General features: G+C 68.9%; 9 protein-coding genes. 5 read left to right on the top strand and 4 right to left on the bottom strand.

Annotated features, from left to right (window positions below):
• The 4 genes from Q0W90_RS04425 to Q0W90_RS04410 form a co-directional block, all read right to left on the bottom strand.
• Positions 1 to 267 (bottom strand): DUF2563 family protein (locus tag Q0W90_RS04425; RefSeq protein ID WP_297773311.1); only part of this gene is annotated, 267 nt, incomplete at its 3' end.
• 141 nt (positions 268 to 408) lie between these two features.
• Positions 409 to 2,388, bottom strand: coding sequence for an alpha/beta hydrolase (locus Q0W90_RS04420; RefSeq protein ID WP_297773309.1), 1,980 nt, complete (start codon positions 2,386 to 2,388; stop codon positions 409 to 411).
• A gap of 38 nt (positions 2,389 to 2,426) precedes the next feature.
• Positions 2,427 to 2,936 carry a pullulanase gene (locus Q0W90_RS04415; protein ID WP_297773307.1) on the bottom strand — a complete coding sequence of 170 codons (510 nt, stop codon included), beginning with the start codon at positions 2,934 to 2,936 and terminating at the stop codon, positions 2,427 to 2,429.
• A gap of 24 nt (positions 2,937 to 2,960) precedes the next feature.
• Positions 2,961 to 4,403: a CCA tRNA nucleotidyltransferase gene (locus Q0W90_RS04410; protein ID WP_297595553.1), complete on the bottom strand. Its 1,443-nt coding sequence runs from the start codon at positions 4,401 to 4,403 to the stop codon at positions 2,961 to 2,963.
• Between the two features lie 196 nt (positions 4,404 to 4,599).
• Here Q0W90_RS04410 and Q0W90_RS04405 point away from each other — a divergent pair, with 196 nt between their 5' ends.
• The 5 genes from Q0W90_RS04405 (at position 4,600) to Q0W90_RS04385 (ending at position 12,872) form a co-directional block, all read left to right on the top strand.
• Positions 4,600 to 5,334 carry an NUDIX hydrolase gene (locus tag Q0W90_RS04405; protein ID WP_297773304.1) on the top strand — a complete coding sequence of 245 codons (735 nt, stop codon included), beginning with the start codon at positions 4,600 to 4,602 and terminating at the stop codon, positions 5,332 to 5,334.
• Positions 5,331 to 7,715 carry a hypothetical protein gene (locus tag Q0W90_RS04400; protein WP_297773302.1) on the top strand — a complete coding sequence of 795 codons (2,385 nt, stop codon included), beginning with the start codon at positions 5,331 to 5,333 and terminating at the stop codon, positions 7,713 to 7,715. The genes Q0W90_RS04405 and Q0W90_RS04400 overlap by 4 nt, the downstream gene beginning before the upstream one ends.
• Positions 7,716 to 7,780: 65 nt before the next feature.
• Positions 7,781 to 11,362 (top strand): lipid II flippase MurJ, encoded by a 3,582-nt coding sequence (locus Q0W90_RS04395; protein ID WP_297773315.1) that lies wholly within the window; start codon positions 7,781 to 7,783, stop codon positions 11,360 to 11,362.
• Between the two features lie 79 nt (positions 11,363 to 11,441).
• Positions 11,442 to 12,029, top strand: a complete 588-nt coding sequence (gene sigM, locus Q0W90_RS04390) for an RNA polymerase sigma factor SigM (protein WP_297595549.1) — start codon at positions 11,442 to 11,444, stop codon at positions 12,027 to 12,029.
• Between the two features lie 60 nt (positions 12,030 to 12,089).
• Positions 12,090 to 12,872 carry a hypothetical protein gene (locus Q0W90_RS04385; protein ID WP_297773300.1) on the top strand — a complete coding sequence of 261 codons (783 nt, stop codon included), beginning with the start codon at positions 12,090 to 12,092 and terminating at the stop codon, positions 12,870 to 12,872.
• The last annotated feature ends 58 nt before the right edge of the window (positions 12,873 to 12,930 follow it).

Raw genomic sequence — 12,930 nt, 5'->3', positions numbered from 1 at the left:
CTGATCCATGTTGGTGAACCCGTTGGCCGCGTGGTGCGCCTTCGTGCCGACACCGGTCAGCGTCTCGCCGTGTCCCCGCAGGTTTTTCACGTGCTGCCCGTGTGCGGCGGTGACTGCATTGTGAAAGGTGTCGGCCGCGGCGAAGTCCCCGAACATCCCCGATGCCACGGTTCCTTCCGCCAGGTGGTCGGCCCCTTCTTGGGCGTGCCCGCCGGCGCGGTGCGACTGGTTGCCTCCGGAGTGCAAAAGCTCCGTATCGACGAACATCGGCACTCCTTCCACACTTCAACTGACACGGTCCCTAGCGGCCTTGCCGCCTTTTGACCAGGCTAAAAGCAACATGGCTAGCGGTCAATTCACCCGCAATCCACTCGGCGAATCAAACTTCACCGCACCTAGTGATCGCTCTTAGAACCCATGGCCATTGGTGACGGTGCGCGCCGGCCGATCCCATTCGGGGTCGACGGAAATGGGCATCTGAATCGCGACATGCGGCAGCGAGACCGTTCCCAACGGGGTGTGCACCTGGCGGGGGATCGCGATCCGCGGCTGGGCTCGGTCGGGCGCCAACATGCCGTCGGGTGCCAAACGATCCCCATGCCCGGTGACGATTTCGGTCATGTTGTGCAGCGCTTCGCTGCCCACGTCGTAATAGTGCGCGTGGTCGGTGAACCACGGCGTGAGGCTGTTCGACCCCGCGACTTCAGCGCGAAAGCGTACCGCCCCGAAACCGGCATGGGCCGGGTCGGCGCCCAACCCGGCCCACGGGCCCAGCGGCCCACCGAGCGTCTCGTTGAGCCCATTCGGAAGCCCGCTGCCCGACTCTCCGATCCAGCTGATCGCATCGGTCGATGCCGCGCCCACATACAACCTGCCGCCGTCGAGATGGAAGTCGGCGGCGCTGCGCGCCAAATCGGTGCCCGGGCAACCGGTTAACACCGCATCGTTGGCGCTCATACCGCTGTTGACGAACGCGTCCGCCACGGTCGTGGCCCCGTAAGAATGCCCGAGGACGGTGACATGGCTCGGTGTCAACCCATCATGGGTTGCCGTAAGGCCGTTGACATCGGCGGCCAGGAGCACACCCGCCTGTCGCGCCCTCCAGGGAGTTCCGACCTCTTCCAGTTCGGCCGGGTCGGTGAGCGCCTGCTCCCAATGCGGGTGGTCGAATTCGGGTGCGTCGTAACCCATCCAGGCCAGCACCGCGGTGGAGCGGTGGGGATCGGCCTTCAACGATTGCTCGTAGAGGTTGATGGCATCGTCTGGTCCGTCGGACATCCACCCTCCCCTGACGCTGCTGTTGGTCCCCGGCACCATGACGGCCGTGTTCCGGGCCTTGTCCGGGTTCCCGATCGCGATGGCCGCCCTGCCCTTGCCATTGAACGCCAACGGGTCGTAGGCCCACAGCATGGTCGGGAGCCCGTGATCGGGATCGGAACCCTTGTCGCGCGTGAGGAAATCGTTGGTCTTGACAGCGTTCTGGTATCTGGTGATGTCGGTGGCGCATAGTCCATACATTGCCGGGTTGGTGAAGACATCGGCATTCCGGTTGTTGAGCGCGTTGTCGCGCAGCGTCTCTGGCACTAGCCCACGTTGACGGGCGACGTCTTCAACCCTCAGCAGGTCGTCGTTCATCGCCGCTTGGTTCACCGAGTCACGCACGTCGGCCGGAATGCCGTTGAGGTTGCCTAACTCGCGCGGATGTTGATCTGTCAGCAGGAGTTTTTGGTTGGGGCTCAACGAATCCCACCAGTGCTTCACTTGCTCAGGGTGGCTGCCCTCGGTCGGGATCAGCATTTGGTCGACGCCTTCGAGCTCCGCCGGGTCGGCCCCGTCTGTTTGCAGAGAACCCAGCGCGGCCCGAAGAACCATCGAATACTGGCCGCGAAGGTCGCTGAGGACAAACATGATTGCCCTCGTCTCGACGACGGCATCTGCGCGCAGGTCGTCGGCGGCGCGGTGGTCGCCGTCGGCGAGGGAGTCGCAGATTTCGTCGTCGATGTTTTCGAGGTCGTATTCCAACGCGGCGATGTACCACGTGGAGGTCCGTTGGGCTTCGGCCAGCGCGGCGGCGATGTTCTCCAAATCGGTTGCGATCTTGGGTAATTGCTCGGCCTGCAGACCGAGCGCCCGCGTCACCCGTAGCACCTCGTCGGCGGCGTTGATCGGATGCTCACCGTATCGGTGATCCCATGACGCCTCGAACCGACGCCGTGCTGTGTCGAAAGCGGCGGCGGCCTCGCTAGTGCTCGCCCCCGCGTCGCGGAAGGCCTGCGCCAAATCGGAGATCAGCGCCGGACGGCCGGATTGCACACTGGCGTCGATCGCCCACGGATCGCCGCCGGCCTCAGCGACGAGAAATGGAATGGATATGTAGCGGAGTTCCATCGCAGCGGCCGTCGAAACGAATCGCTACGCCAGCAACCTCATAGGGCACTCGCGCCGTCGGCGAGTCCGTCGCCGTCGCTGTCGGTCAGCCGGACGTTCCACTTGCCGTCACCGTCGGTGTCGACGTATCCGGTCACGCCGTTGTCGTCAGAGCGCAGCACCCGGTCGGCCAGCCCGTTCCCGTCGGTATCGAGGAGCCGGTCATCGGGACGTCCGTGGCCGTCGAAGTCGACCAGCGGACCGCCGGTGTGCTCGACACCGTCGAGGCCGAACCAGCGCAGTTGGCCGCCGCGGTCCATGGCCACCGCCCATGTCCCGGATCCGTCGTCGGTGAAGTAGGCCTCGAGAGTGCCGTCGTTGTCGAGGTCGAGCACGGCGTGATCGACGAGGCCATCGCCGTCGAGATCGGCGAGTGCGTCGTCGCGCAGCCCGTCGTGGTCGAAATCCAGCCCGATCGATTCGAAGTGGCCGTCGCCGTCAAGGTCGAGGTCGGGTTCGCCGTGCCAGATGGCGGCAGCGCCATCGTCGCCAGCCATGCAATAGTCCACGAGTATTCGGACGCAACATCGCCGCTAGGCGTTCCCCCGAGACTGCCACCACGTCAGCAGCTCGGCGGTCGCCTCGTCGGTGTCCAGCGGCCCGCGTTCCAGCCGCAGTTCTTTCAGAAACCGCCAGGCCTCGCCGACTTGCGGGCCGGCCGGGATGCCGAGCAGCTCCATGATTTGGTTGCCGTCCAGGTCGGGACGCACTCGAGCCAAATCCTCTTGGGCGGCCAGCTCGGCGATCCGCGTCTCGAGCCGGTCATAGCTGGCCTGCAGCCGCGCCGCCCGGCGCTTGTTGCGGGTCGTGCAATCGGCGCGCACCAACTTGTGCAGCCGTGGCAGCAGCGGACCGGCGTCGGTGACGTAGCGGCGCACCGCGGAATCGGTCCACTTGCCGTCGCCGTAGCCGTGGAACCGCAGATGCAGATACACCAGCTGCGAGATGTCCTCGATCATCTGCTTGGAATACTTCAACGCCCGCAACCGCTTTCGGACCATCTTGGCGCCGATGACCTCGTGGTGGTGGAAACTCACCCCGCCGTTGGCTTCGTGGCGCCGGGTGGCCGGCTTGCCGATGTCATGGAGCAACGCGGCCCAGCGCAACACCAAATCCGGTCCGTCGTCTTCGAGGGCGATCGCCTGGCGCAGCACGGTCAGCGAGTGCTGGTAGACGTCCTTGTGCTGGTGGTGTTCGTCGATGGCCATCTGCATGCCGCCGACCTCGGGCAACACCACCTCGCCCATCCCCGTGTGCACCAGCAGATCGATCCCGGCCGTCGGATCGTCGCCGAGCACCAGTTTGTCCAGCTCGGCGCCCACCCGTTCGGCGCTGATCCGGGCCAGCTGCGGGGCCATCTGTTCGATGGCCTCGCGCACCCGCGGGGCGACGGTGAAGCCGAGCTGCGAGGCGAACCGCGCCGCGCGCAGCATCCGCAGCGGATCGTCGCCGAAAGACACCTCCGGCGCGGCCGGGGTGTCCAACACCCGCTCACGCAGCGCCGTCAAACCGCCTAACGGATCGAGGAATTCGCCCGGCCCCTCCGGCGTGATGCGCACGGCCATCGCGTTGGCCGTGAAGTCGCGGCGCACCAGGTCGTCCTCGAGGCGCTCGCCGAAGCGCACGTCGGGATTGCGCGACACCTGGTCGTAGGTGTCGGCGCGGAAGGTGGTGATCTCCAAGCGATGGCCGTCTTTGCCGACGCCGACGGTGCCGAATTCGATCCCGGTGTCCCACAGGTTGTCGGCCCATCGCCGCAGGATGTTTTGCACCTGTTCGGGGCGCGCATCGGTGGTGAAGTCGAGGTCGGGACTCAACCTGCCCAACAAGGCATCCCGTACCGAACCGCCGACGAGATAGAGCTGGTGGCCCGCCACGTCGAACGCGGAGCCCAGCTCGGCCAGCATGGGCGCATGCCGATTGAGGGCTACCGCGGCGGCGGTGAGCAGGTCGGCATCCTGGGCGGCGTCAGGCACGTTCGATCAGCCTAGTCGGGCCGGAGCGAAAAACCCGGGGTGGCCGGGTCAGCCGCTTCTCATCCTCGGCGCGGCGTGGGCAGTAACGCATGCGATAGGCCCGATCCGACGAAACGCATTCCGTCATGACGTTCACGCGCTCGCCCAGCGGCGAGTATGTCCAGGAGAGCATGCCGTGCCAGCTACTATCGCTTGGGTGTCGGACGGCGAACAAGGCAAACCACGTCGGCGCCGGGGGCGGCGCCGCGGACGTGGCGCTGCGGCTTCGTCCGAGAAGCAGATCAACGGTCACGTCACCGGCGATTCGACCGCCACCAAACCGCACCGATCCCGCGCTTCCCGCCGCGGGCCTGAGCAGCTGCGCACGGTGCACGAAACGTCTGCCGGCGGACTGGTCATCGACGGGCTCGACGGGCCCCGCGACTCGCAGGTCGCCGCCCTGATCGGTCGCATCGACCGGCGCGGTCGGATGCTGTGGTCGCTGCCCAAAGGCCACATCGAACTCGGTGAGACCGCCGAACAGACCGCTATTAGAGAAGTAGCCGAAGAGACCGGCATCCGGGGCAGCGTGCTGGCCGCGCTCGGGCGCATCGACTATTGGTTCGTCACCGACGGCCGTCGCGTGCACAAAACCGTCCATCACTATCTAATGCGTTTCTCCGGCGGGGAGCTGTCCGACGAGGACCTCGAGGTCGCCGAGGTGGCCTGGGTTCCCATGCAAGAACTGCCGTCCCGACTGACCTACGCCGACGAACGCCGCCTGGCCCGCGTGGCCGACGAGCTGATCGACAAGCTGCAAAGCGACGGCCCGGCCGCGCTTCCTCCACTGCCGCCCAGCTCCCCGCGGCGCCGTCCGCAGACGCATTCGCGGACTCGGCATTCGGACAAACGGGCCAGGGGCCGGAAGAACGGCCACGGACCGGGGCCGTGACCGTACCGCTTGTCTGTTGGGCCGGCTTGTTGCGTATCACCGCCGTGCTCGGCATCGTGGCCGGACTCGCGGTACTCGCCGGGCCGGTGGTTCCGCCCGCGGCCGCAGGTGAACCGGGGGTGACGCCGTTCGTCCGGGTGCGCATCGATCAAGTCACCCCGGATGTGGTCACCACGACCAGTCCGCCCGTCGTAACGGTCAGCGGCATGGTGATCAACATCGGCGACCGCCCCGTCCGGGACGTCATGGTCCGGCTCGAGCACGCCGGCGCGATCTCCGCATCCGCGGGCTTGCGCACCACGTTGGACGGCGACACCGACGAGTACCAGCCGGCTGCCGATTTCCTGACGGTGGCTCCCGAACTGCGGCGCGGGCAAAAAGTCGGCTTCACCCTGTCGGCCCCGCTGCGCGCGTTGACCAAACAGTCGCTGGAAGTGGAAAAGCCCGGCATCTACCCGGTCCTGGTCAACGTCAACGGCACGCCCGACTATGGCGCACCCGCCCGCCTCGATAACGCGCGCTTCCTGCTGCCCGTGGTGGGGGTACCGCCCGACAGCGCCGACGACGTGGGCTCCGCCGTCGCGCCCGATACGTCCAAACCTGTGTGGATCACCATGTTGTGGCCGCTGGCCGACCGGCCACGGCTGGCGCCCGGCGTGCCCGGCGGGACGGTCCCGGTCCGACTGGTCGACGACGACCTGGCCACCTCGTTGGCCAGCGGCGGCCGGCTCGACATCCTGCTGTCGGCAGCCGAGGTCGCCACCAGTCACGACGTCGACCCCGACGGCGCCGTCAGCCGCGCGCTGTGTCTGGCGATCGATCCCGATCTGCTGGTCACCGTCAACGCGATGACCGCCGGCTATGTCGTGTCCAATTCCCCTGACGGTCCAGCTCAACTCCCCGGGACCCCGACCCACCCGGGCACGGGGCAGGGCACCGCGACCGAATGGCTCAACCGCCTGCGCGCGCTCACACATCGAACCTGCGTGGCGCCGCTGCCCTACGCCCAAGCCGATCTGGATGCGTTACAGCGCGTCAACGACGCCGGCCTCAGCGCCACCGCCACCACCAGCGGCAACAGCATCGTCGACAGGATCCTGGACGTCGCGTCCACCCGCGGCGCGACGCTGGTGCCCGACGCCGCGCTGACCCCCCGGGCGGTCAACCTGCTCACCGCCAATGAGGGCACCGTCGCGATCGCCGCCGCCGACCTGTCGGCCGCCGACGCGCAGGGCTCCTCGGAGACCAGCGTCGACACCACGCCCCGGCGGGTGTCGCCGAAAGTCACGATCGCGCCGTTCGATCCGGCCGTCGGGGCCGCACTCGCCGGGGCCGGAAACACCCCCGAGGTACCCACCTACCTGGACCCGTCCCTGACGGTCCGGCTGGCGCACGATTCGGTGACCGCGCGCCGCCAGGACGCCTTGGGCTCCATCTTCTGGCACGCGCTCCGGCACGACACCACACCGCGCACCCAGATCCTGGTCCCGCCGGCGACCTGGAATCTGCAGGCCGACGACGCGCAGGTCATGCTCACCGCGCTGAGCACCAGCATCCGCTCCGGTCTGGCGGTACCGCGCCCACTGCCGGCCGTCATCGCCGAGGCGTCGTCCCGCACCGAACCAGCGGAGCGGGTCGGCGCCGCCACCTCCGCGCGCGGGCAGTTCAGCGACGACGTCACCGCCGGGATCGCCGGTCAGGTCGGCCGGTTGTGGGGTCTGACGTCCGCGCTGATGACCGACGACCGCACCGGGCTCACCGGCGTCCAGTACACCGCGCCGCTGCGCGAGGACATGCTGCGCGCGTTGAGCCAGTCCGAACCGCCCGATTCCCGCAATGGGTTGGCTCAGCAGCGCCTCGAGGTGGTCGGAAAGACAATCAACGACTTGTTCGGCGCCGTCACGATCGTGAACCCCGGTGGCTCGTACACGCTGGCCACCGAGCACAGCCCGCTACCGTTGGCGCTGCGCAACGGCCTGGCAGTTCCGATTCGGGTGCGGGTGCATGTGGACGCCCCGCCGGGGATGAACGTCACCGACGTCGGTCAGATCGAACTACCGCCCGGTTATCTTCCGTTGCGGATTCCGATCGAAGTGAACTTCACCCAACGGGTCGCCGTCGACGTGACGCTGCGGACGTCGGACGGTCTGCGGCTGGGTGAGCCGGTGCGGTTGTCCGTGCATTCCAACGCTTACGGCAAGGTCCTGTTCGCGATCACGCTGTCCGCCGCGGCGGTGTTGGTGCTGCTCGCGGGGCGGCGACTGTGGCACCGTTTCCGCGGCCAGCCCGATCCCGCCGACCTCGACCGCCCCGACCCGCCCGATACCCGGCACGCCGCCGAGCCCGGCGACCAGCGGATCGAACAGAAGCACCGAGTATGAGCCCCGCCTACCGGCAGGCCCCGTCGCACCACCACCGCCTGCCAGAGCCGCCGCGGCGTTCCCGGATGCAGGGCTCGCCGCCGACCGGGCCGCTGCCGCCCGTGCCCGCCGGGATCGATCGTCGACGCCCGGAGCTGTCGGACGCCGCGCTGGTGTCGCGGTCGTGGGCGATGGCCTTCGCGACGTTGATCAGCCGGCTCACCGGTTTCGCCCGGGTGGTGCTGCTCGCCGCGATCCTGGGCGCCGCGTTGTCCAGCGCGTTCTCGGTGGCCAATCAGCTGCCCAACCTGGTGGCGGCCCTCGTGCTGGAGGCGACGTTCACCGCGATCTTCGTGCCGGTGCTGGCGCGGGCCGAGCAGGGGGACCCCGACGGTGGCGCGGCGTTCGTGCGGCGCCTGGTCACGCTGACGACGGCGCTGCTGGTCTTCACCACCGCCGCGTCGGTGCTGGCCGCACCGCTGCTGGTGCGGCTGATGCTGGGCCGCACCCCGCAGGTCAACGAGCCGCTGACCATCGCCTTCGCCTACCTCCTTCTCCCCCAGGTCCTCGCCTACGGCCTCACCTCGGTGTTCATGGCGATCCTGAACACCCGCAACGTGTTTGGGCCCACGGCGTGGGCGCCGGTCGCCAACAACGTCGTCGCACTGGCCACGCTGGCGCTCTATGCGGTCGTTCCCGGTGAGCTGTCGCTCGATCCCGTCCGGATGGGCAACGCCAAGCTGCTGGTGCTCGCCATCGGCACCACGCTGGGCGTCTTCGTACAGACCGGGGTGCTGCTGATCGCGCTGCGACGACAACGCGTCGACCTGCGCCCGCTGTGGGGAATCGACGAACGCCTCAAACGCTTCGGCACCATGGCCGCCGCCATGGTGCTCTACGTCCTGATCAGCCAGCTCGGCCTCGTGGTCGGCAACCAAATCGCCAGCACCGCCGCGGCATCCGGCCCCGCGATCTACAACTACACCTGGATGGTCCTCATGCTGCCGTTCGGCATGATCGGGGTGACGGTGCTGACGGTGGTGATGCCGCGGCTGAGCCGCAACGCGGCCGCCAACGACACCAAGGCCGTGCTCGCCGACCTGTCGCTGGCCACCCGGCTGACGTTGATCACGCTGATCCCGATCGTCGTGTTCATGACCGTCGGCGGCCCGGCGATGGGCAGCGCGCTGTTCGCCTACGGCCATTTCGGAAACGTCGACGCCGGATACCTCGGCGCCGCGATCGCCCTCTCGGCGTTCACGCTCATCCCCTACGGCCTGGTGCTCTTGCAGCTGCGGGTGTTCTACGCGCGCGAACGGCCGTGGACGCCGATCGTGATCATCCTCGTCATCACGGCCGTCAAGATCCTGGGTTCGGTGCTGGCGCCACACCTCACCGACGACCCCAAGCTGGTGGCCGGCTTTCTGGGGTCGGCCAACGGCGTCGGCTTTCTCGCCGGGGCGGTCATCGGCTATCTCCTCCTGCGACGCACGCTGCTGCCCGCCGGCGGCCACCTGATCGGCGTCGGGGAAGTGCGAACGATCCTGGTGACGCTCACCGCATCGATGCTCGCCGGATTGATCGCCCACGTCGCCGATCGGCTGTGCGGGCTGGACCGCCTCACCGACCACGGCGGCGCCGGCTCCCTCCTTCGCCTGTTGGTGCTGGGGCTCATCATGCTGCCGATCACGGCCGCGGTGATGCTCCGCGCGCAGGTTCCCGAAGCCCGGGCAGCACTGGACGTCCTGCGGTTCCGCATCACGGGCCGGGGGCCGCGGCCGCGCAAACCGAAGGCAGCGGATCGATCGTCTCACCGGCGCCCCGTCACGTACTCTGAGCAGAGGAATTCGTCCCCGCCTGGGGTAAATGCGGTCCAGGAGCCGATCCCGCGCAGGCCTCCGGAGCGGGCAAACCGAGCCCGGCTAGCGAAAGGACCGGAGGTGACCGACCGCCCGATGGAGAGCCCCGCATCCAGCGCCGGGCCCGGCACAGGCTCAGGGACTCCGCGGCCGGTCGCCGACGACTTCCAACCCGACATTCCCGCCGACGAGCCCCCACGGTCGGCGTCACGCCCGCCCGGCCAACACCTCCCCGACCCGGCCAACGGCGACATCGCAAGCGAATCCCGACGTGGGCCAACCCCTTTCGATGCACCTCGCGAGCGCGCCGCGGACTCGTCAGCCGACGACGTCCATTTGGTTCCCGGAGCCCGGATCGCCGGCGGCCGGTATCGCTTGCTGGTGTTCCACGGCGGCGCACCACCGTTGCAGTTCTGGCAGGCGCTGGACACCGCGCTCGACCGGCAGGTCGCGCTGACCTTCGTCGACCCGGACGGCGCCCTGCCCGACGAGGTGCTGCAGGAGATTCTGTCCCGCACTTTGCGGCTCAGCCGCATCGACAAACCGGGTATCGCCCGCGTGCTCGACGTGGTGCATACGGGCTCCGGCGGCCTAGTGGTCTCGGAATGGGTTCGGGGCGGTTCGTTGCAGGAGGTGGCCGACACCGCACCGTCACCGGTGGGCGCGGTGCGGGCCATGCAATCGCTGGCCGCCGCCGCCGACGCGGCCCACCGCGCCGGCGTCGCCCTGTCGATCGACCACCCCAGCCGGGTGCGGGTCAGCATCGAGGGCGATGTGGTGCTGGCCTACCCGGCGACCATGCCCGACGCCAACCCCCAAGACGACATCCGGGGCATCGGGGCCGCGCTGTATGCCCTACTCGTGAACCGGTGGCCCTTGCGGGAGAGCGGGGTGCGCAGCGGGCTCGCGCAGGCCGAACGCGACTCCTCGGGCAATCCCGTCGAACCCATGGCCGTCGATCGCGACATCCCGTTCCAGATCTCCGCCGTGGCCATCCGGGCGGTCCAGGAAGACGGCGGAATACGCAGCGCTTCAACACTTTTGAACCTGCTTCAGCAGGCCACCGCGGTCGCCGACCGCACCGAGGTGCTCGGCCCGATCGACGATTCGCCCTCGCCGTCAACGGCGCTCATCTCAGCCGGTCAGGAGCAGGCGGCCTTCGCGCGCCGGCGGCGCAACGTGCTCATCGGCGCCGGCGCCGGCCTGGCCGTCATCGTGGTGGCCCTGCTGGTGCTGGCGTCGGTGGTGAGCAAGATCTTCGGCAACGTCGGCGGCGGCCTCAACAAGGACGAACTCGGACTCAACGGCCCCTCCTCGTCCGCCTCGGCCTCGTCGACCACCACATCCGCCGCCGCCGGCAGCGTCGTCAAACCCACCAGGGCGAGCGTTTACTCCCCCGACGGCGAGGCCGACAACCCGGGCACAGCTGGACAGGCGATCGACGGGGACCCCTCAACCGCCTGGGCGACCGAGGTCTACACCGACGCCGTCCCCTTCCCCAGCTTCAAACAGGGCGAGGGCCTGATACTGCAATTGCCCAGCCCCACCGTCGTCGGCCAGGTCACCATCGACACGCCCAGCACCGGGACCAAGGTCGACATCCGCGCGGCGTCCTCGTCGGCGCCGGCCTCCCTCAACGACACCACCGTGCTGGCTCAGGGCTTCACGCTCAAACCCGGCCACAATGTCATCCCGGTCAGAGCCGGTTCCCCGACGTCGAATGTGCTGGTGTGGATTTCCACGCTGGGGACCACCAACGGCAAGAGTCAGGCCGGCTTTTTCGAGATCACGGTCCAGGCCGCGTCCTGATCCGCGGCGCGTTCCGCAAACTCACATGAGCGCTTCCGAGTGAAGTGCCGCCCGATACCGGATTGGTTAGTGTCCGGCCGTGGGCTTCGGGGGAAACGTCAAGCACGACCGCAGTGACGCCGAACTGCTGGCAGCCCACGTGGCGGGTGACCGCTACGCCTTCAGTGAGCTCTTTCTTCGTCATCAACGCCACCTGCATCGGCTTGCCCGGCTCACCACCCGCACCCCCGAGGACGCGGAAGACGCACTGCAGGACGCCATGCTCTCCGCGCACCGCGGCGCGGGTGCGTTCCGGCACGACGCCGCCGTCGGCAGCTGGCTGCACCGCATCGTGGTCAACGCCTGCCTGGACCGGCTGCGCCGCACCAAGGCCCACCCGACCGTCCCGCTGGAGGACGTCTACCCGGTTGCCGATCGCACGGCCCAGGTCGAGACAACGATGGCGGTGCAGCGCGCCTTGATGCGGCTTCCCGTCGAGCAACGGGCGGCGGTGGTGGCCGTCGATATGCAGGGCTACTCGGTGGCCGACACCGCGCGGCTACTCGGCGTCGCCGAAGGCACGATCAAGAGCCGGTGCGCCCGCGCCCGGGTCCGCCTCGCCGAGCTGCTCGGTTACCTCAACGCCGGGGCCCGCGCCACACCGGAGGGCGCCGCCGGCCAGGCCTGACCAGTCACCACGCGGGGGCATCCGTGGCCATCCGCCGGTGCATGACGGACACTGGGTCCGATGGATGCGGCGGCGAACGATGGGGCGGATCACCGCAACGCGGAATCAGCACCCCCGCTGACCGTGGAACTCCTCGCCGACCTGCAGGCCGGCGTGCTCGACGACGAGGCCGCCGCCCGCGTCCGCCGCCAAGTCCGCGCCGACCCCCGGGCCGCGGGCGTGCTGGACGCCCTGAACAAGGTCCGTCGCGATGTCGCCGCCGACGGCGCCGATCCAACGTCGGCTCCCGACCCGCCCCCGCAGGTTTCCGCCCGCGTCGCCGCGGCGCTGCGGGCCGCCGATCCGGCGTCCGGTGGCGCAGCAGGACAGCCCGCTCACTCCGCGCGTCCCCGCCTCCGGCCGGGCCGCACCATCGCGGCGGTCAGCGGTCTGTGCGCGGTGCTGGCCGCGATCGGCTTCGGCACGGTCGCCCTGCTGAACGCTCCCGAGCCCGCTCCGAGCACCCCGGGCGACATCGAGCACATCACGGTGTCGACGCCGCCGATGGAGATCCCGCTCTCCGAGCATGAAATCCTCGGCCTGCTCGACCGCGCTCCCGACTTCGGCCCTTCCGGTGGCTCGCTCAGCGACCCCGCGCGGCGTGCGTCCTGCCTCGCCGGCCTCGGCTATCCGGCGGCCACACCGGTCCTGGGTGCGCGTCCGGTCGAGATCAACGCCCGCCCCGGCATCGTTCTGCTGATACCCGGCGACACCCCGCACGTCCTGGCTGTCTACGCGGTGTCGCCGAACTGCAGCGCCGCCGATACCGGACTGTTGGCCAATACCCAGGTACCCCGCCCCTAATGTGGTGCCATGGGCGCCGCCTGTGTTGTTCCAAACACCAGGGAACAGCCGTGCCTAG

It is taken from the genome of Mycobacterium sp. (assembly GCF_025933915.1).
In the GTDB taxonomy this organism is placed as follows: domain Bacteria; phylum Actinomycetota; class Actinomycetes; order Mycobacteriales; family Mycobacteriaceae; genus Mycobacterium.
This window is presented reverse-complemented; position numbering and strand designations above follow the sequence as displayed.